Annotated in this window: 22 protein-coding genes; 10 read left to right on the plus strand and 12 right to left on the minus strand. The window is 43.2% G+C overall.

Features of this window, described 5'->3' with window-relative positions:
- Positions 1 to 44 precede the first annotated feature (44 nt).
- A complete protein-coding gene (gene pmbA, locus E2K93_RS10410; RefSeq protein WP_135439033.1) occupies positions 45 to 1,388 on the plus strand; it encodes a metalloprotease PmbA in 1,344 nt (447 codons plus the stop codon).
- A 345-nt stretch (positions 1,389 to 1,733) separates the two neighbouring features.
- On the opposite strand, the gene mgtE is transcribed toward pmbA, so the two are convergent.
- The 12 genes from mgtE to E2K93_RS10470 all read right to left on the minus strand — a co-directional run bounded on the left by mgtE (position 1,734) and on the right by E2K93_RS10470 (position 11,194).
- Positions 1,734 to 3,092 carry a magnesium transporter gene (mgtE, locus tag E2K93_RS10415; RefSeq protein ID WP_189637747.1) on the minus strand — a complete coding sequence of 453 codons (1,359 nt, stop codon included), beginning with the start codon at positions 3,090 to 3,092 and terminating at the stop codon, positions 1,734 to 1,736.
- Between the two features lie 252 nt (positions 3,093 to 3,344).
- Positions 3,345 to 3,623, minus strand: coding sequence for an HPr family phosphocarrier protein (locus tag E2K93_RS10420; RefSeq protein WP_135439034.1), 279 nt, complete (start codon positions 3,621 to 3,623; stop codon positions 3,345 to 3,347).
- Positions 3,624 to 3,667: 44 nt separating this feature from the next.
- Positions 3,668 to 4,513 (minus strand): RNase adapter RapZ, encoded by an 846-nt coding sequence (gene rapZ, locus E2K93_RS10425; protein ID WP_135439035.1) that lies wholly within the window; start codon positions 4,511 to 4,513, stop codon positions 3,668 to 3,670.
- A gap of 12 nt (positions 4,514 to 4,525) precedes the next feature.
- Positions 4,526 to 4,975 carry a PTS IIA-like nitrogen regulatory protein PtsN gene (ptsN, locus tag E2K93_RS10430; RefSeq protein ID WP_135439036.1) on the minus strand — a complete coding sequence of 150 codons (450 nt, stop codon included), beginning with the start codon at positions 4,973 to 4,975 and terminating at the stop codon, positions 4,526 to 4,528.
- Between the two features lie 4 nt (positions 4,976 to 4,979).
- Entirely contained in the window at positions 4,980 to 5,267 is a 288-nt protein-coding gene (hpf, locus tag E2K93_RS10435; protein WP_135439037.1) for a ribosome hibernation promoting factor, read from the minus strand.
- Positions 5,268 to 5,290: 23 nt separating this feature from the next.
- Positions 5,291 to 6,754, minus strand: a complete 1,464-nt coding sequence (locus E2K93_RS10440) for an RNA polymerase factor sigma-54 (protein WP_135439038.1) — start codon at positions 6,752 to 6,754, stop codon at positions 5,291 to 5,293.
- Between the two features lie 99 nt (positions 6,755 to 6,853).
- Complete coding sequence (gene lptB / locus E2K93_RS10445; RefSeq protein WP_135439039.1) at positions 6,854 to 7,582, minus strand: LPS export ABC transporter ATP-binding protein; 729 nt, start codon at positions 7,580 to 7,582, stop codon at positions 6,854 to 6,856.
- Between the two features lie 2 nt (positions 7,583 to 7,584).
- Positions 7,585 to 8,118, minus strand: a complete 534-nt coding sequence (lptA, locus tag E2K93_RS10450) for a lipopolysaccharide transport periplasmic protein LptA (RefSeq protein ID WP_189637748.1) — start codon at positions 8,116 to 8,118, stop codon at positions 7,585 to 7,587.
- Complete coding sequence (lptC, locus tag E2K93_RS10455; RefSeq protein ID WP_135439041.1) at positions 8,108 to 8,674, minus strand: LPS export ABC transporter periplasmic protein LptC; 567 nt, start codon at positions 8,672 to 8,674, stop codon at positions 8,108 to 8,110. Before lptC ends, lptA begins: the two co-directional genes overlap by 11 nt.
- A complete protein-coding gene (gene kdsC, locus E2K93_RS10460) occupies positions 8,671 to 9,219 on the minus strand; it encodes a 3-deoxy-manno-octulosonate-8-phosphatase KdsC (protein ID WP_135440467.1) in 549 nt (182 codons plus the stop codon). Before kdsC ends, lptC begins: the two co-directional genes overlap by 4 nt.
- 18 nt (positions 9,220 to 9,237) lie before the next feature.
- On the minus strand, positions 9,238 to 10,212 hold the full coding sequence (locus tag E2K93_RS10465; protein WP_135439042.1) for a KpsF/GutQ family sugar-phosphate isomerase: 975 nt from the start codon (positions 10,210 to 10,212) through the stop codon (positions 9,238 to 9,240).
- 13 nt (positions 10,213 to 10,225) lie between these two features.
- Positions 10,226 to 11,194 (minus strand): calcium/sodium antiporter, encoded by a 969-nt coding sequence (locus E2K93_RS10470; RefSeq protein WP_135439043.1) that lies wholly within the window; start codon positions 11,192 to 11,194, stop codon positions 10,226 to 10,228.
- A 256-nt stretch (positions 11,195 to 11,450) separates the two neighbouring features.
- Here E2K93_RS10470 and E2K93_RS10475 point away from each other — a divergent pair, with 256 nt between their 5' ends.
- The 9 genes from E2K93_RS10475 (at position 11,451) to murA (ending at position 18,423) form a co-directional block, all read left to right on the plus strand.
- Positions 11,451 to 12,260, plus strand: coding sequence for an outer membrane protein OmpK (locus E2K93_RS10475; protein ID WP_135439044.1), 810 nt, complete (start codon positions 11,451 to 11,453; stop codon positions 12,258 to 12,260).
- A gap of 339 nt (positions 12,261 to 12,599) precedes the next feature.
- Entirely contained in the window at positions 12,600 to 13,400 is an 801-nt protein-coding gene (locus tag E2K93_RS10480; protein WP_135439045.1) for an outer membrane protein OmpK, read from the plus strand.
- 315 nt (positions 13,401 to 13,715) lie between these two features.
- Complete coding sequence (gene mlaF / locus E2K93_RS10485; RefSeq protein ID WP_135439046.1) at positions 13,716 to 14,516, plus strand: phospholipid ABC transporter ATP-binding protein MlaF; 801 nt, start codon at positions 13,716 to 13,718, stop codon at positions 14,514 to 14,516.
- A complete protein-coding gene (gene mlaE / locus E2K93_RS10490) occupies positions 14,516 to 15,295 on the plus strand; it encodes a lipid asymmetry maintenance ABC transporter permease subunit MlaE (RefSeq protein WP_189637749.1) in 780 nt (259 codons plus the stop codon). The genes mlaF and mlaE overlap by 1 nt, the downstream gene beginning before the upstream one ends.
- 18 nt (positions 15,296 to 15,313) lie before the next feature.
- A complete protein-coding gene (mlaD, locus tag E2K93_RS10495) occupies positions 15,314 to 15,787 on the plus strand; it encodes an outer membrane lipid asymmetry maintenance protein MlaD (protein WP_135439047.1) in 474 nt (157 codons plus the stop codon).
- 23 nt (positions 15,788 to 15,810) lie between these two features.
- A complete protein-coding gene (mlaC, locus tag E2K93_RS10500; RefSeq protein WP_135439048.1) occupies positions 15,811 to 16,506 on the plus strand; it encodes a phospholipid-binding protein MlaC in 696 nt (231 codons plus the stop codon).
- Between the two features lie 3 nt (positions 16,507 to 16,509).
- Positions 16,510 to 16,812 (plus strand): STAS domain-containing protein, encoded by a 303-nt coding sequence (locus E2K93_RS10505; RefSeq protein WP_135439049.1) that lies wholly within the window; start codon positions 16,510 to 16,512, stop codon positions 16,810 to 16,812.
- 57 nt (positions 16,813 to 16,869) lie between these two features.
- Entirely contained in the window at positions 16,870 to 17,127 is a 258-nt protein-coding gene (locus E2K93_RS10510) for a BolA family protein (RefSeq protein WP_135439050.1), read from the plus strand.
- 33 nt (positions 17,128 to 17,160) lie between these two features.
- Positions 17,161 to 18,423: a UDP-N-acetylglucosamine 1-carboxyvinyltransferase gene (gene murA, locus E2K93_RS10515; protein ID WP_135439051.1), complete on the plus strand. Its 1,263-nt coding sequence runs from the start codon at positions 17,161 to 17,163 to the stop codon at positions 18,421 to 18,423.
- The last annotated feature ends 26 nt before the right edge of the window (positions 18,424 to 18,449 follow it).

The following is an 18,449-nucleotide window of genomic DNA, read 5'->3' on the forward strand; positions in this document are numbered from 1 at the left end:
CTGTGATATCCTTGCCCTAAGTCTATTCCTATATCTGCCAAATCATGGAACAAAAGCAATCAATTGATCACTCAATAGAACAAGTCAAAGACAGTGTCAGCAAAGTACTGGAAATGGCAAAAAAACTTGGTGCTAACAGTGCCGAGGTGTCGATTTCTAAAATGCAGGGACTGAGTGTCTCAACGCGTATGGGCGAGGTTGACACGGTAGAATTTAATAACGATGGTGCGTTAGGCATCTCTTTATATAAAGATGGTCGTAAAGGCTCTGCTTCGACAGCGGATTTATCCGACAGCGCCTTGCAGCAATCGGTGCAAGCAGCAATAAATATTGCCGACTATACCTCTGTCGACCCATGTGCAGGATTGGCAGATAAACAATCCTTAGCATTTGAACCAGAGGATTTGGATCTTTATCACCCGCAACCGATAACGCCAGACCAAGCAATTGAATTGGCGCGTGAGACGGAGGTCGCCGCGTTAGAGCGTGATCAACGCATCATCAATTCTGACGGCGCCAATTTTGCCAGTTACGAAGGTTTTAAAGTCTATGGCAATAGCCATAGTCAATTAGTCGCCTACCCAAGTACACGTCATAGCCTGACCTGTATGATGATCGCTGGCGACGCGGACGATATGCAACGTGATTACAATTACAGTGTCAGTCGCGAATTTGCCAATTTACAAGAGCCAAAGATCTTAGGTGAACAAGCTGCAGATGCGGCTCTGGCTCGCTTAAATGGTCGTAAGCTCGCGACACAAAAGTGCCCAGTGATGTTTCGTGCTGATGTTGCCAACAGTCTGTTTGGTCATTTTATCTCTGCGATCAGTGGTGGTAATTTATATCGTGACTCGTCCTTCTTGATAGACTCTATCGGTGAACAAGTTTTCAACGAGCATCTGCAAATACGAGAAATGCCATTTATAAAGCGCGGCTTGGCAAGTTCTGCTTTTGACTCGGAAGGTGTTGCGACAATTGAGCGCGATATCATTAAAGATGGTCATTTGCAGTCGTATTTATTAACCAGTTACTCGGCTCGTAAACTGGGGTTACAAACCACAGGTAATGCGGGTGGTATTCACAATTGGCAGGTATCCGCCAACGGTGGTGATTTTGACGCTATGCTGAAACAGCTCGGTACCGGTTTGCTGGTGACTGAATTAATGGGCCAAGGGGTGAACGTTGTTACTGGTGATTATTCTCGTGGTGCCGCTGGATTTTGGGTCGAAAATGGCGAAATAGCGTACCCTGTGTCAGAGATTACCATCGCAGGAAACCTTAAAGATATTTTCAAAAGTCTGGTGTTAAGCGGCAATGATTTTGATTTGCGTGGCAGTATCAAAACCGGCAGTTTATTGATTGAACAGATGCAAATATCAGGTCAATAACCCAGATTGCATATGTCTTTGACGCCTGCATGTGCCAAGATTCAGTGTATTGAATCCAAGTAGTGCAGGTTGTCAGCGACGTTAATTGCCGTTTAGCTCTAATCCAAATGAGCTCTAGTCCAAATGAGTTCTAATGCAAACTAGTTCAAGCCAGTCCTGTTTCAACGCAAATCCCATATCCATATCAAGGTGCGAGTCATATCGCACGTTCTTAACGCTACAATCAATGTTTTACTAAACACTTAATAATATTCGCTAGTCGTAGCTTATTTGAATTAGCCTTAATTAGCTTAGTTTGAATTAGCTTAGTTTAAATTAGCTTAGTTTAAATTAGCTTAGTTTGAATTAGCTTAGTAGCAGGGTGGCAGTGCCTAAAAATGCAAAGATACCAACCACGTCTGTGATGGTTGTCAGGATAACACCGCCAGCAAGGGCAGGGTCAATATTGATACGTTTCATCGCCAATGGGGTGATAACGCCAGCAAGACCGGCAACTGTGAGGTTAGCCAACATTGCAAACGCAATGATGCCCCCAAGCATTAGATCTTGTTTCCATAAGGAGACAATAGAGGCAATGAGCAGTGACCAAATGAGACCATTTAAAAAGCCAACCGCTAGCTCTTTGGTTAAGATGGTGCGGGCGTTATTATCACCAATGTGACCAAGTGCCATACCACGAATAACCAGGGTTAAGGTTTGACTTCCTGCGACACCGCCCATGCTTGGCACCAGGGTATTGAGTACCGCTAAAATGGCCATTTCCGCAAGAATGGGTTCGAACATGCTCGATACCGCGACGGCAAGTAACGCGGTAATAAGGTTTACACCGAGCCAAACGGAGCGCTGTTGAGTACTTTTGATAACCGGCGCGAAGGTATCTGCTTCATCATCTAGACCGGCTAAACTCATCATGGAGTGTTCCGCGTCTTCACGAATGATATCGACCACATCGTCAATGGTAATACGACCTAATAAGCGATTGCTATCATCGACCACCGGTGCTGAGAACCAATCATGGCGCTCAAACATAATTGCCACTTCGGTATCTTCCATAGCGACATTAACCGGGATGGTTTCGGTATCGGTGATTTCCGCAATGGTTTGCTCTGGTCTTGCGGTAACCAATGAAGCAAGAGAAACGCTACCGATGAGCTTGTCATCGCGATTAACCACATAAAATGAGTCGGTCGCTTCCGGCAATTCAGCTTTTAAGCGTAAATAGCGCAATACCACATCGATGGTCACATCCGGACGCAATGTGATGGCATCGGTATTCATGATACCACCGGCGGTTTCCGGATCGTATGAAAGCGCTTGTTCTACCCGGGTTCTATCCTGGGCATCCATTGAATCAAGTACGTCGTTGTAGGCAGAATCTGGCAGGGTACGTAACACTTCTGCCAAATCATCGATGTCCATGCCTTCTGCGGCGGCAGCAACCTTCTCAGGCTGCATGTTTTTCAATATGCCTTTACGAACTTCTTCTGATAATTCTTCGAGGATTTCGCCGTGCAGATCAGGGTCGACCAGCTGCCATAGCACAGTACGGCCTTTGGCTGGTGATGATTCAAGTAATAAGGCGATGTCATAGGCAGGCATGCTCTGGAACATTTTTCGCACGTACACGAACATACCACTGTCGAGAGCGGTATTTATTTCCAGTAGTCTTTGTTGGCTGATTTCCTGTTCTGACAACTCTGGCACGTTCCACCTCATGCTCAAGGGTGCTGTTATTGTTTAATTTTGATATTGATGGGTTGAGCTACAATTGCAGCGCGAATAGCAAACCTATAGGATTAGATTGCGTCCCATTAATATGAGTTATCTGGTTGAAGTGTAACGTAATTAGCGGAAATTATCAGCTAATATTTCCGCGAGTTCTGTATTTTTGTCAAAAGTTAGCTGCTAAATCAGTTGCTTAACGAGGTGTTAAAAATCTAGTGGCGGGTTTGTCGGCTATTCAGCTTCATCAAACTTATCACCGAATAATTGGCAAACCGCGCTCAGTGCTTGTTCGGCATCATCGCCTTCGCTGATCACTTCAACGGTTTTTCCTTGACTGCCAGTGAGCAGCATTAAGCCCATAATGGAGTCGGCGTCGGCGGACTTGTCATCCAGTTTAATGGTGATGGTGGCACGATAGTTTTGGCTTAATTTAGCCAGTTTAGTTGCAGCTCTTGCATGTAAGCCGAGTTTATTTTCTATTTTTACGAAGCGTGATTCACAAGTGTACATGGCCGTTGCTTTCCTGGATAACTTGGTCGCGAGTCTTAGCGTCGCTATTTAGTAAGTTCGCGATGACGAATTTGCACATCTCGTTCTTCTTTGCGAAATTGTTTGGCGAGAGCTTCAGCAATATAAACACTGCGATGCTGCCCGCCTGTGCATCCAACCGCTATGGTTAAATAGGTGCGGTTATTACGTTCTAAATGTGGCAACCAAGTCATCATAAAAGAGTTTATCTGCCAAATAAACTTAGTGACAATCGGTTGGCTAGCAAGAAAGTCTTGAACCGGTTGATCGAGGCCATTGTATGGCTTTAGCCCTTGTTCCCAAAATGGGTTTGGCAAAAAGCGGGCATCGAAGACATAATCGGCGTCGGTTGGCACACCATATTTAAAACCAAATGATTCAAACACTATAACCAAAGAACCGGTTTTTGAGCCCATCACTCGTTCACGCACTAAATCCGCTAACTGATGTGGCGTCAAACTGGTGGTATTAATATAAAGATTGGCGCGACTGGCCACCGGGTCGAGTAGCTTTTTCTCTAATGATATCGCTTGATCTAACGCCATGTTTTGACGAATCAAAGGGTGCAATCGGCGAGTTTCGCTGTAACGTCGCACCAATTCTTGATCATCAGCGTCAAGATAGAGAATGCTTAACTCAACCGTACTGGGTAAATAATCAATTATCTCGCGAGCATCTTCCGGGTTATGCGGTAAGTTACGCACATCCAATGACACAGCAACATTTTCGTAGTCGTTAATGACGGTATGGGTCAACGCGGGTAAAAGGTTTACCGGGATATTATCAACGCAATAATAACCGAGATCTTCGAGTACTCGAAGGGCGACGGTTTTACCAGAACCGGATCGGCCACTGACGATCATTAACTTCATTGCTTGCTCCTGTTAGCCATTAGCGACCAGTCTATAGAGTTGATCGGCGCTGGTACAGCGGCGCACGTTTTTACTATTATCTTTGTCTGAAAAGTATTTCGCAACACTTGCCAGAGTTTCTAGGTGTTGTTGGCAGCTATCTTCAGGAACGAATAAAGCGAAAAATATATCGACAGGCTTATTATCAATCGCATCAAAGTCGACCGCCTTATCTGTGGTGATTAACACCGCCACAGGTTGTTCAGTGTTATCGATTTTACTATGCGGGATGGCGATGCCTTTGCCTATACCGGTACTGCTGAGTTTTTCTCTGTCGATAAGGTCGTTTAGCAGCTCTTTGGCTGACGAAGTAGAGATTTTATTAGCGGCAAGTACACTGATTTGCTCTAGAATATTTTTTTTACTGTTGCCCGGAGCTGCACATATGGTGCAGTCCGGAGATAACAAATTAGCGAGTTTCATATAGTTAATGTTTAGACAGTTTGGCCTTGTGTTTTAGCACTTGGCGATCTAGTTTTTCCACAAGTGCATCAATGGAGGCATACATGTCTTCATTTTCAGCGGAGCCAAAAATCTCTCCCTGATTGACGTGCAGTGTGGCTTCGGCGATTTGCTGCAGCTTTTCTACTTTCAATACAACATAAACATTGTTTATGTGGTCGAAATGACGTTCAAGTTTTTCAAATTTTTGTTCAACATACGCTCTCATAGAGGCAGTAACTTCAACATGATGACCAGAAAGATTGATTTGCATAAGCTGTTTCCTTATGGTTTGGCTTAAATTAAGCTTTTTCTTTGGTTTGAAGGAGGAATGCCCAAAGACTCTCGGTATTTGGCTATCGTTCTGCGTGCAACGTTAATCCCCTGATCTGCCAAAAGCTCCGCCATTTTACTATCGCTCAATGGTTTTTTCGGATTTTCAGCGTCGACCAGTTTTTTAATTAAAGCTCGAATTGCAGTAGACGAACACTCCCCGCCGTTTTCGGTACTCACATGGCTTGAAAAGAAGTATTTTAATTCAAATATTCCTCGCGGCGTATGCATGTACTTTTGTGTGGTAACCCTAGAAATTGTCGATTCGTGCATCTCAACCGCTTCGGCAACGTCGTTCAGTACCATAGGACGCATAGCTTCCGGTCCATGTTCAAAAAAGCCCTGTTGTTGTTGTACAATGCAATTGGACACTTTCATCAGAGTTTCATTGCGGCTTTCCAATGATTTAATAAACCATTTTGCTTCCTGCAAATGCGAACGTATAAATTGGCTATCTTCCGCCGAGCTGGTTTTTGCCAGCGAAGCATAGTGATTATTGATATTTAGTTTAGGTGCAGTTTCTGGATTTAGCTCAACCACCCATCGGCCGTTTTTCTTGAACACACTGACATCAGGAATGATGTATTGTTCCTCGTTTTGCACGATGGCATCGCCTGGACGTGGGTTAAGACTGTGAATCAAGCGCATCACTTCTTGAAGTTGTGGCTCTTTAAGTCTGGTTTTACGCATTATGGTGCGAAAATCGCGATTGGCGAGTAAGTCAATATGATTATTGATAACCAGTTTTGCTTCTTTGAGAAACGGCGTGCCAGCGTCAAATTGGTCAAGTTGAATCAGCAAGCAATGCTGAATAGAACACGCGCCGGAGCCAATTGGATCAAACATATGGATGCGCTTTAATACCGCCTCAACTTCGTCTAATTCAATCTCATCATCGCCTAAGCTTTCTTGGATGTCTTCTGTGCTGACCGTTAGGTAACCGGCGTCGTCGATGGCGTCAATAATCGCCACCGCGATGGTTTTATCGGTTTCAGTAAATGGTGTTAGTTCCATCTGCCAGGTAAGGTGATCATGGATGTTTTCCGTGGTTTCACCTTGATAGACGGTATCGTCATTACCGGATGCCATTCCAGTATTGGAGACTCCGGCACTAAAGCTTTCTTCCCATGTTGAGTCGACAGACAGCTCTTCTGGGATTTCATTTTGGGTTAAGGCTTCACTGGTGGTGATTTCATCTTGTGTTGGCGTTGCATCTTCGCTGCCATCTAAACCGTTGCTTTCGGTGGTGCTTGCCTCATTACTTTGTTGCTGATTGTCATCGGCTTCCAGCAATGGATTGCTTTCAAGCGCTTCCTGAATTTCCTGTTGTAGATCCAAGGTCGATAGTTGCAACAATTTTATCGCTTGTTGCAATTGTGGAGTCATCGTTAGGTGCTGGCCAATGCGCAGCTGAAGACTTGGTCTCATTAGTTAATTGCTTTCCATAAAACAGAATACAAGTGGCAATGCATAACCAAGCAATTAAGCCTGTATCATTGCGGCGTTTTTTCCTTGCACTAGTTATAACTATAGCGTGAATTTCTCGCCTAGGTAGACGTCTCGTACATGTTGATTTGATAAAACTTGTTCAGCATTGCCTTGGGCTATCAACTCACCATGGCTAACGATATAGGCATGCTCACATACATCCAAAGTTTCACGAACATTGTGATCGGTGATAAGGACACCGATACCACGTTCTTTTAAATGTAAGATAATTTTTTTAATGTCACCCACTGAAATAGGGTCAACACCGGCAAACGGTTCATCGAGCAAGATAAATTGCGGATCCGCCGCCAATGCTCTGGCAATTTCGACGCGGCGACGTTCACCACCGGATAGGCTTTGCCCAGTATTTTCTACGATATGACCGATATTGAACTCTTCAACCAACGACTCAAGCTTTTCTTGACGCTCATTTGCCGTCATTTCCTTGCGGGTTTGCAGTATAGACATGATGTTATCGTAGACAGAAAGCTTGCGAAAAATCGATGCTTCTTGAGGCAAGTATCCGATGCCGTGACGCGCTCTCTCATGCATAGGCGATAAGGTAAGATCAACATTGTTCAGTGTCACGGTACCTTCGTCGCTAGCGACTAGGCCGACAATCATATAAAACGATGTGGTTTTACCTGCGCCATTAGGACCCAGCAAGCCAACTACTTGACCGGCTTTAACCGTCATACTGACATCTTTAACAACTTTACGACCTTTATAGGCCTTAGCGAGATTTTTGGCTTCGAGCGTTGCAGTCATGATTACTGTTCTTGTTCAGTGGTTTCGTTATTGTCTTTTTTGTTGATCTTGTCTTTCACTTCAGGTTCGATAATTGTGGTCACAATGCCGCTGCCATCACCATCGGCAGTAAGCTGCTCGGTTTCAAGGTTATAGGTAATCACATCACCTTGCACCATGCTGCCTTGCTGACTTACTTTGGCATTACCACGAATAACGATGATATTGGTTAATGGTGAGTAGCTAATTTCATTGGCTTGCAATTCAATTTGATCACCATTATCGAGCGTTTGGCTAAATCTGGCCGGTGTTCCCTTAGCCAAATATTTTTTTGCCTGTGAATCGTTTTCATTGCTGACTTGAACTAAATCGGCTTCGATAGTCAAAGTGCCCTGGGTTATTTTGACGTCGTCGATATAACTGGCAATGCGATTTTTTAAATCGGTTGACTGTTTTTGCGCAACAATTTTAATTTCTTTTTCAAAGTCTGATTGCTCAGCACTCAGCCAAAAGCTGGGAAGCAATAAGGCAGCACTGACTAATAGTTTATGAGTCATGTTTTTTAAAGGTTGTTTGTACATGTTCACTCAATGTCATTTCGGTAGTATTTATATCAACCTTCAAACCTACACCGCTCATGGTAAAGTCTTTACCTTTCAATAGGATATTTTGGTCTGAGGTTATTATTTTAGTATCCAGATCCAATGCCAACTCTTCCCCCTGAACTTCTGAGATGAAGGCATTTTTATCTTCACAGATTAATCTTACTCTATCTTTTAGAATTAAGATATTGTCTTTGCCGAGAAAACCACTTTCTGCGGTTAGTCGCCAAGGCTCAGAGCCGTCATCGGGGTATAAAGTGTAGGCAGGCTTAAGTAATTTGGTTTCGCCCAGTTGATCAAAGTGGGTCATTTGCTCTGCGTAAATGGTGTGCACCAGATGGCCATCACTGTCGAATTTCTTTGAGCTTAGTGCATTAGCAACAAAAGCAGGCTCATCTAAAGGTTTAATAACCTCAACGTCAGCTTGCTGTGATTGTTGATAATGAAGGTATCCATAAGACGCCAGTGCCAAAATAAACAACAGAATGGAAATCAGATGCAATCGACTCATACACTTGCTCCTGTTGCCAGATGCAAGGTGTTTTGGGATTGCATAATAAGATCACATAATTCCCGTACCGCGCCGCATCCACCAGCTAAAAAGGTAATGTAGTCAGCACCATTTTTAACCAAAGGGTGAGCGTCGTTAACGGCGACACCAAAACCAACCTGCTCGATACAGGGTAAGTCTGGTACGTCATCGCCGATATAGGCTATTTGTTCTAGGTCGATAGACAATTGATTGGCGATATCGATAAGCGCAGGCATTTTATCTTCTTGTCCCTGAACAATGAATTTTACGTTCAGAGCGCGCATGCGATTTTGTACTATGTTGGACTTGCGCCCGGTAATGACTGCAACATCGACACCATTTTGACCGACGGCTTTAATACCAAAACCATCTTTTGTGTTAAATGCTTTCAACTCTTCACCATCGTTACCGAGGTAGATACGACCGTCAGAAAAAACACCATCGATATCGCAGACCAATAATTTGATCTGTTTGGCTTTCTCTATAATGGCGCTGTCGACCTGCCCGTACAAGGTAGTGGTCATGGTTTTGCCAGTACTCAATTACAATACTCCTGCTTTAAGTATATCGTGCATATTCATTGCGCCGACAGGCTCATTGTCATCATTAACGATGATTAAACCATTGATGCTTTTATCTTCCATTAGCTTTAATGCTTCGGCTGCCAACATTTGTCGTTTAGCAACCACAGGATGTTTGGTCATCACCGACTCTATATAATCATGATGCAGATTTACCTGCTCATCAAGGATTCGGCGTAAATCACCATCGGTGAATAAGCCCAATAATCGACCATCATCATCGGTAATGGCGGTCATACCCAAACCCTTCTGTGTCATTTCGACAAGTGCATCTTTAATAAGTGCCCGATAATGAATTTTAGGCAGTCTATCACCACTGTGCATAACATCTTCAAGTCGCAACAACAGACGTTTACCTAGGCTGCCACCTGGGTGTGACAATGCAAAGTCATCAGCAGTAAAGCCGCGAGCGTTCAATAATGCCACCGCCATCGCATCTCCCATCACCAAGGTCGCTGTTGTACTCGACGTAGGTGCAAGACCTAACGGGCATGCTTCTTGAGGCACGGCGATGCAAATATGTACGTCGCTCAATTTGGCTAATGTTGAATTGGTATTGCCTGACATACCAATCAAGGTTGAACCGATGCGCTTAATAACCGGCATAATCGCCAATACTTCAGCGGTTTCACCGGAATTCGATATCGCCAAGACCACATCTGAGCTAGTCACCATCCCCAAGTCACCATGACTGGCTTCTCCAGGGTGAACGAAAAAAGCTGGTGTTCCTGTGCTGGCCAATGTCGCTGCAATTTTTCCGCCGACATGTCCGGACTTACCCATACCGATAACAATAACTCGACCTGAGCAATCAAACATCAATTGACAGGCTTTGGCAAATTCGTCGTCGATATAATTATGCAAATTTTCGATTGCTTGTTTTTCAATATCGATTACGTTTGCGGCAAGTTGCTTAAATTGTTTTGCATTAGGCATAAACTAAAGAATCCTAGGTAAAGATTAGGTATTGATAGACGATAAAGCCAATGAAGATAACCCCACCTTTAACACGGGTGATTCTAAAATGTCCAGAGCGGCTAAAACATAAGGCAAAAAGGAGAATAGTCAACGCCATCATATATGGCACATCACGACTCGCGACTTCACTGTCAACGACACCGGGCGCGATAAGACCAGGTAACGCTAAAACAGCAAGAATATTAAAGATATTGGAGCCGATGATATTGCCCAAAGCCAAATCATCTTCTTTTTTGATGATGCTGACCACACTCGCTGCCAATTCCGGCAAGCTGGTACCAATTGCAATAATCGTTAAACCAATCACCAAATCGCTCATGCCTAACGCTTTGGCAATAACCGTGGCTGATTCAACGAGGTAATTAGCACTTAATGGCAGTAGCACGAGTCCAAACACCAACCAAGCTAGGGCGACTAAGTTATTGACGTTTTCTGGGATTTCAGATTGCGCTTCAGCAATCATCGGATCTTCAATTTTATGGTGCTTTACTTGTTTTATACTCACCATAAGTAAACTAATGATGAACACCAAGAAGCCGACCATTAATAACAAGCCCTCAATAAAGCTGAAATTCAGATCAAACATCATATAGCTGGCAATAAAGGTGACGATTAATAGAATCGGTAACTCACGTTTTAAGGTGAGTGATGAAACGGCTAACGGTTTGCATAACGCAGTAAGGCCCAACACTAAAGCGATGTTAGTGATATTTGAACCGATAGCATTACCTATTGCGGTATCCGGTGCGCCTTGTAAAGAAGCGGTTGCTGCCACCACCATTTCCGGCGCGGATGAGCCCATCGCGACGATAGTAAGACCGATAATCATCGGCGCAATGCCATAATTACGCGCAATCGCTGCTGCGCCAAAGACAAATTTATCGGCGCTGTAGATTAGCGCGATAAGAGAAATTATTAGTATTAAGACTTCAATGAACATCTATTGCTCCATAAAATAGCCTTTAAATTTTCGCTGTAAATGACACAAATTAAAAGAGATAAAGTACAAATAAACAAAAAATTTGTGGAGAAATCACAGATTTAAGCAAAATTCCCCTTAGTTTTAGACAAAATCGCCGTGAAAAATGGCAAATATTGAAAAACAAAATAAGCTTTTATTCATAGCAATAACAGAGCCATTTGCTGCAAGTAGCAAATAAAGCCAGACAACCTGTTAAGCAATATAGGGAATCACCATGAAAAATAAGTTACTACTTCCACTTTTGTCATTTGCATTCGTGACCTCCAACGCACAGGCGGAACAATTTTATGGTTTTGCTGATGTAAACATCAACTTTCTAGATTGGACTGATAAAGCCGAAGATCGTTCTAATCCCGATATTGGTGGCTTTGGTGGGGAAAAAGAAGACTTCTTCTACATCGAAGTAGAAGGTGGAGCCGGGTTTGATTGGGGCGATATCTATGGTTTCTTTGATGTTGAAAACCCTGGTAATAGTCGCAACTACGGTCAGTTTTCAGAGGATGCTGGCGAAACCGATGGTTTTCGTTATGCAATGAAAGGCTCGATCGCGGTTAATGTTGGCGACTCAAATTGGAATTACTACTCGCACTTTTATAGCTTTTCTGAAGCATCGAACGGCTTTTATGATCAAAACTGGGTGTTAGGCTTTAGTTATGACATTTTTACCGAATCCGGTTTTTGGATGAAGCCATTTCTTGGTGTGCATATCGAAAACCAAACATTTAACGGTTCAGGTACTAATGGTTATATGGCAGGTTGGGTGTTGGGCTATGATTTCCAAATTGGCGAACAAAAATTTGGTATCAGCCAATGGCATGAAACTGAGTTTGCGCGTAAAGACCAATTTAGAGGCAATGGTACCCAATACACATTGAACTCGACGGGTTGGAACGGCGCGGTAGCACTTTGGTGGCACTTCAGCAGTAAAATGACCACCGGCGTTCAATATCGTTATGCTGATCATAAATTAGGCACAGCTGCCTATCACGACGCCATAATTTACACCCTTAAATACAATTTTTAGTATGTTAACTGGGTTTACTTGTCGTTTACAGTTTGATCGAGATCAAGTTTACACCTTTGTTATTTAACGTAATTTTAACAGCACTTGGCGGTTACAAAGTCACATAGACTGGAAAGTTCCATGTTTATTGTGATCTTTTGTAACCCAAATGCTCATTCAATGTGTTGTATTTTAGTCATTTCCCTTTCTCCCTCTAATTTTTGTCTCTAATTGATTACATTTGATAACCAAACAAAGATGGTTGCACAGAAAATAATCGATACAATGCCCGCCAGTTTTTAGGCAGCAGGTGCTTTTTCAGCAATAGCCTGCGTGATGTATTAGATGTGAGATATTAAGATGCGTAAATTGGCGATTGTATTGGCGGCTTCAGCAACTATGGCAGCTACCCCAGCGTTGGCAGAACAGTATTATGGTTTTGCAAATGTTTCGATAAACTATCTTGACTGGAGCGACAAGACGGAAGACAGAACGGATCCTGATATCGGCGGCTTTGGTGGCCCTAAAGAAGATTTCTTTTATATCGAAGTTGAAGGTGGCGCAGGCTTTGATTGGGGTGATGTATACGGTTTTATCGATTTTGAGAATCCACAGAACTCACGCACCGATGAAGACGATAAAGGAGACACCGATGGTTTCCGTATCGCAGCGAAAGGGTCTGTTGCGGTCAATATCGGTGAGTCAAATTGGAACTACTATGGTCACATTTACTCATTCACAGAAGCATCTGGTGGCTTTTACGATCAAAACGTCGTGTTGGGTGTAAGTTACGACTTGTTTACTGAATCAGGATTGTGGATCAAGCCATTCATCGGTGTGCACGTTGAAAATCAAACGTTTGCTGGCTCAGGTATGAACGGTTTCATGGCCGGTTATGTATTAGGTTATGATTTTATGATTGGCGAAGAAAAATTTGCCGTGACGCAATGGCATGAAACTGAATTTGGCCGAGATGATCAATTCCGTAACAATGGTACGCAATACATCATAAACTCAGTTGGTCACAATGGTGCGGTATCTCTTTGGTGGCACACCAATAAGAAACTGACACTTGGCTTGCAATACCGTTACGCTGACCACAAGCTTGGTACCTCAGCATATCAAGATGCGGCAATCGTCACTGCGAAATACAACTTCTAATAACGCAACCTATTGATAAAAAATGTAATATTTAACGAAAAAAGGCGCTTTGGCGCCTTTTTTAATGGCTGAAATAACGCTGCTTATTTGTTATTTTTTAATTTATATTGCAAATACCTAACGAACTTAATCCTTGAACTAGGGTCGTAAGCTATAATTTGAAGATAAAAAACCTGTTTTGTGACGCTTCGTTCTGAAAAAACGGACGTGATTGGCTAAAAATTATAATATATTAACAATTACTTACTAATTTATAATGCGAAACCAATACAGCTCGGGTAAAATCGAAACGATAATAATTATCAGTAAGTGAAGATGGAAAATCTTGTAGAGATCAAAAACTTAAGCTTTTTCAGGGAAGAGCGTTGTATTTACGATAATATCAGCCTCAACATTCCGAAAGGCAAAGTCACCGCAATCATGGGACCAAGTGGTATTGGTAAAACCACGTTGTTGCGTCTTATTGGTGGGCAATTAAAACCCCAGCAAGGTGAAATCCTGTTTGCCGGCGAAAACATTCCTGCATTGTCTCGCAAGGACCTTTATCGTCTCCGTAAAAAAATCAGTATGTTATTTCAATCTGGTGCCTTATTTACTGATATGTCGGTATTTGACAATGTGGCGTTTCCTATTAGAGAGCACAGTCAACTTCCAGAAGATCTGATTGCCAAAATGGTGATGATGAAGTTAGAAGCAGTTGGATTGCGTGGCGCTATGGAATTGCATCCAAGCGAATTATCCGGTGGCATGGCTCGACGTGCGGCGTTGGCCAGAGCCATTGCCCTTGATCCTGAGTTGATTTTATTCGATGAACCCTTTGCTGGTCAGGATCCAATTTCAATGGGGGTTGTTGTTCGCCTTATTCGCGACCTTAACGACGCCTTAGGATTAACCTCGGTTGTCGTTTCCCATGATGTACCTGAGGTGATGAGTATCGCTGATTACATATACATCATCGCTGATCAACGCATCATTGGTGAAGGTACGCCGCAAGAAATTGAGCAGCAACAATCACAATTGGTGAAACAATTTATAAAAGGCGAAGCCGATGGACCGGTGCCATTTCATTACCCTGCAAGCTCATATAAAAAGCAGTTGCTTGGAGATGCCGGTTAATGATTGAACAAATAGTAAATTTAGGGCGTTCCACAATCGCTATGGTGGCAGGGCTAGGTAGAGCGTTGTTGATGTTGTTATCAGCGTTGTTACATTGGCCTAATGTGCGCAAAGGCTGGCCATTGCTGGCTAAGCAATTATATTCTGTTGGCGTATTATCACTGTTGATAATTATCGTGTCCGGTACCTTTATCGGTATGGTTATAGCGCTGCAAGGATACACTATACTGGTAGGTTACGGCGCTGAAGCAAGCCTTGGTCCTATGGTTGCGTTGTCTATACTGCGTGAGTTAGGGCCAGTTGTTACCGCGCTATTATTTGCCGGTCGAGCCGGTTCAGCATTAACCGCTGAAATAGGCTTAATGAAAGCGACTGAGCAACTTAGTAGTATGGAAATGATGGCCGTTGATCCATTGCGACGCGTCATTGCACCACGTTTTTGGGCAGGTTTTATCTCTATGCCATTGTTGGTTGCGATTTTTTCTGCAGTGGGAATTTTTGGTGGGCATTTAGTCGGTGTTGATTGGCTAGGTGTTGACTCTGGTACGTATTGGTCAGTGATGCAAGCTCAGGTGGATTGGAGTGCTGACGTCATGAACGGCATGATAAAGGCGGTTGTCTTTGCCTTTGTCGTTACTTGGGTTGCTGTATATAAAGGTTATGATTGTGTGCCGACGTCAGAAGGCATAAGTCGGGCGACTACTTCCACAGTGGTGCAGTCGTCGTTAATAGTTTTAGGTCTGGATTTTATTCTGACCGCCCTGATGTTTGCGAATTAGCATAGTAGGTGTAGTGACATGGTGTCGAAGAAAATAGAATTAATGGTAGGAATTTTTGTTGCATTGGGCATAGCTGCCCTATTGGCATTAGCGTTGAAAGTTGCTGATGCTGGCATCAAAGGTAATGGTGAAACCTACAAGCTGTATGCCAAATTTGACAATATCGGTGGCTTAAAAGAGCGCTCGCCAATCAAAGTTGGTGGTGTAACCGTTGGTCGGGTTCAGTCGATTCAGCTGGATACAGAAGATTATATGCCGGTAGTAACTCTCGATATTTACAGTAAGTACAGCAATTTTTCTGAGTCTACCTCGGTCTCTATACTGACTGCAGGTCTATTAGGTGAACAATATCTTGGCTTAGAGCCAGGATTTGTTGATGAAGAGCTTGGTGTAGGCACATTGCAGCCAGGTGATTTTATTGAAGATACTAAGCCAGCTCTGGTATTAGAAGAGTTGATTGGTCAGTTTTTGTTTAGTCAGGGTGAAGACTAATTTATTTGTCGGAATTAGCATTTATGAAATCTTTATTTATTAAATTAATTAGTTTTGTTTTTACGATTGTCAGTTTTTCTACATTGGCGAGCGCTGATGTCGACAAATCAAACCCTTATGCAATGATTGAAGAAGTTGCACAAGTTACGTTTGATCGTTTTGCAAGTGAAGAAGCAAACATCCGTGAAAACCCAGAAATCCTTAAAGACATCGTTCGTGAAGAGTTGATGCCACATATATTTTACCAATATGCGGGGTTAAAAGTGCTTGGCAACTATGCCAAGAAAGCCAGCAAAGATGAGCGACGTGAGTTTGTTGCAGCATTTCGTGAGTATTTGATTACCTCATATGCACAGGTTTTCACTTTGTATGATAATCAACGCATCGTATTCAAGCCGGAACAAGATTTTTCTAAGAAGAAAATTGTTATGGTAGGTGTTGATATTATCGATGAGCAACGCCCACCAATTAACATTCAATTTAAAGTCCGTAAAAACAGTAAAACCAATGAATGGCAAGCATTCGATCTTGTTGCTGAAGGCATTAGTCTATTAGACGCCAAGCAAAAAGAATTACGCAGTATTTTAGCGCAAAACGGGGTACCCAAAGTAACCGAAATGCTAAAGGAAAAAAGTCAGCGTAAGATCGTATTTAAAGATAACGCTGATGAAGTTCGGGCTAAGATTGAAGCCCAAAGTGAACCGGCGACGGAGCAGTAATCCTTGAGTAACGACTTTACTATAGATACCAATGATGACGGTCAATTGGCCGTCGTTGGTGAACTAACAAGAAAAAGCATAATCGGTAAGCAACAAAAGGTTTTTGCCGATATTGTTAGTCAAGATAGCCAAGATATTGATTTATCGAAGCTTAATAAGGTTGATACCGCAGGCCTGGCCTGGCTGATAGCGCTGTTCGAGTTCGCTGCACAAAAACAAATCAAAATTAACTATTCCCAACCACCCTTAGAATTGGTTAAACTCGCTACTTTAAGCCGAGTTAATGAGCTGTTGGCGCTGAATTAAGCGTCAATCTATAAACGCCATTTCTGGCAACTTAAATACAAAATTGGAGAAGTCACTATGGATGTTAGTGATATTGAACGTTTGCTGCACGACAGTCTGACGCTGGATGAATTACATGTCACTTTTGATGGCTCACAATGTAAAGTGATTGCCGTTGCCGATATGTTTGATGATATGTCTCGTGTAAAAAAACAGCAAACGGTATATGCGCCATTGGCAGGCGCTATTGCCGAAGGCAAAATCCACGCGGTAACCATTAAAACATTTAACTCTGCTCAGTGGCAGCGTGAAAAAATGTTTAATATGCCGTCATAAATAACATATTAAATAACACTAAGAAGGGCTATTTTGGACGCGTTTCGTATAAGTAGTGGTAACCAACTGAATGGCGATGTCGTCATCAGCGGTGCCAAAAACTCCGCATTACCGATTTTATTTGCAACCATTCTTGCTGAAACTCCGTTGACAGTAAGTAATGTACCTCAATTGAATGACATTAATACCACCTGCAAATTATTGGGTGAGTTAGGTGCGCAAGTGTCTTGGCAGGGTGAAGATGCCGTGCATATTGACGCTTCTCAAATCAATAACTGTTTAGCCCCGTATGAGATGGTAAAGACCATGCGAGCGTCAATTTTGGTGCTTGGTCCTTTGTTGGCTCGTTTTGGCCACGCGGAAGTATCACTGCCTGGTGGCTGTGCTATCGGTGCAAGACCGGTCGATTTGCATATTTCTGGCCTGAAAATGATGGGGGCAGAAATTAATGTCGAAAATGGTTATATCATCGCTAAGAAACAAGGCCGTTTGCAAGGCGCAACCATCTTTATGGATGCCGTTAGCGTAACCGGTACGGAAAACTTAATGATGGCCGCAGCACTAGCTGAAGGTACCACCATTATTGAAAATGCCGCACGTGAACCTGAAATTGTTGATTTAGCCAATTTCATTAACGCCATGGGCGGCAACGTATCTGGTGCTGGCACTGACACATTGACCATTGAAGGTGTCGAGTCATTGCAAGGTGCAGAGCACAAGGTTATGCCTGATCGCATTGAAACCGGGACATTCTTGGTTGCTGCTGCGGTTACTGGTGGCAAAATACGTTGCCTGAATACCGACCCGCACGCGTTGGAAGCGGTTATCAGTAAATTGCAAGAAGCCGGCGCTGCCGTTACCTTCGGCGATGACTGGATCGAACTGGAAATGAATGAACGCCCGAAAGCGGTGAATATTCGTACCGCACCGCACCCGGCATTTCCAACCGATATGCAGGCGCAATTTGTTACCCTTAATGCTATTGCTCAAGGTACCGCGACGACAGTTGAGACGATTTTCGAAAATCGATTTATGCACGTACCAGAATTACAACGTATGGGTGCAGACATCAAACTTGAAGGTAATACCGCAGTATCTGTTGGTGTTGAGGGATTAACGTCCGCTCAAGTAATGGCAACGGACTTGCGCGCCTCTGCAAGTTTGGTTATCGCCGGCCTAGTTGCTGATGGTGAGACCATCGTAGATCGTATCTACCACATTGATCGTGGTTATCAAAAGATTGAAGATAAGTTGCAAAAACTGGGTGCGAATATCACTCGTTTTAAAATCAACTAGATTTAATTCTTTATAGAGCAATAAAA

It is taken from the genome of Thalassotalea sp. HSM 43, from assembly GCF_004752005.1.
Lineage (GTDB): Bacteria > Pseudomonadota > Gammaproteobacteria > Enterobacterales > Alteromonadaceae > Thalassotalea_A.

Excerpts from the sequence above, each read along its gene's own strand:
- E2K93_RS10475 (WP_135439044.1), top strand. The coding sequence starts at position 11,451 with ATGAAAAATAAGTTACTACTTCCACTTTTGTCATTTGCATTCGTGACC.
- E2K93_RS10470 (WP_135439043.1), bottom strand. The coding sequence starts at position 11,194 with ATGTTCATTGAAGTCTTAATACTAATAATTTCTCTTATCGCGCTAATC.
- ptsN (WP_135439036.1), bottom strand. The coding sequence starts at position 4,975 with ATGAAACTCGCTAATTTGTTATCTCCGGACTGCACCATATGTGCAGCT.
- rapZ (WP_135439035.1), bottom strand. The coding sequence starts at position 4,513 with ATGAAGTTAATGATCGTCAGTGGCCGATCCGGTTCTGGTAAAACCGTC.
- hpf (WP_135439037.1), bottom strand. The coding sequence starts at position 5,267 with ATGCAAATCAATCTTTCTGGTCATCATGTTGAAGTTACTGCCTCTATG.
- E2K93_RS10465 (WP_135439042.1), bottom strand. The coding sequence starts at position 10,212 with ATGCCTAATGCAAAACAATTTAAGCAACTTGCCGCAAACGTAATCGAT.
- lptA (WP_189637748.1), bottom strand. The coding sequence starts at position 8,118 with ATGACTCATAAACTATTAGTCAGTGCTGCCTTATTGCTTCCCAGCTTT.
- E2K93_RS10480 (WP_135439045.1), top strand. The coding sequence starts at position 12,600 with ATGCGTAAATTGGCGATTGTATTGGCGGCTTCAGCAACTATGGCAGCT.
- E2K93_RS10420 (WP_135439034.1), bottom strand. The coding sequence starts at position 3,623 with ATGTACACTTGTGAATCACGCTTCGTAAAAATAGAAAATAAACTCGGC.
- E2K93_RS10440 (WP_135439038.1), bottom strand. The coding sequence starts at position 6,754 with ATGAGACCAAGTCTTCAGCTGCGCATTGGCCAGCACCTAACGATGACT.
- lptC (WP_135439041.1), bottom strand. The coding sequence starts at position 8,674 with ATGAGTCGATTGCATCTGATTTCCATTCTGTTGTTTATTTTGGCACTG.
- kdsC (WP_135440467.1), bottom strand. The coding sequence starts at position 9,219 with ATGACCACTACCTTGTACGGGCAGGTCGACAGCGCCATTATAGAGAAA.
- pmbA (WP_135439033.1), top strand. The coding sequence starts at position 45 with ATGGAACAAAAGCAATCAATTGATCACTCAATAGAACAAGTCAAAGAC.
- mlaD (WP_135439047.1), top strand. The coding sequence starts at position 15,314 with ATGGTGTCGAAGAAAATAGAATTAATGGTAGGAATTTTTGTTGCATTG.
- mlaE (WP_189637749.1), top strand. The coding sequence starts at position 14,516 with ATGATTGAACAAATAGTAAATTTAGGGCGTTCCACAATCGCTATGGTG.
- mlaC (WP_135439048.1), top strand. The coding sequence starts at position 15,811 with ATGAAATCTTTATTTATTAAATTAATTAGTTTTGTTTTTACGATTGTC.
- E2K93_RS10510 (WP_135439050.1), top strand. The coding sequence starts at position 16,870 with ATGGATGTTAGTGATATTGAACGTTTGCTGCACGACAGTCTGACGCTG.
- lptB (WP_135439039.1), bottom strand. The coding sequence starts at position 7,582 with ATGACTGCAACGCTCGAAGCCAAAAATCTCGCTAAGGCCTATAAAGGT.
- mlaF (WP_135439046.1), top strand. The coding sequence starts at position 13,716 with ATGGAAAATCTTGTAGAGATCAAAAACTTAAGCTTTTTCAGGGAAGAG.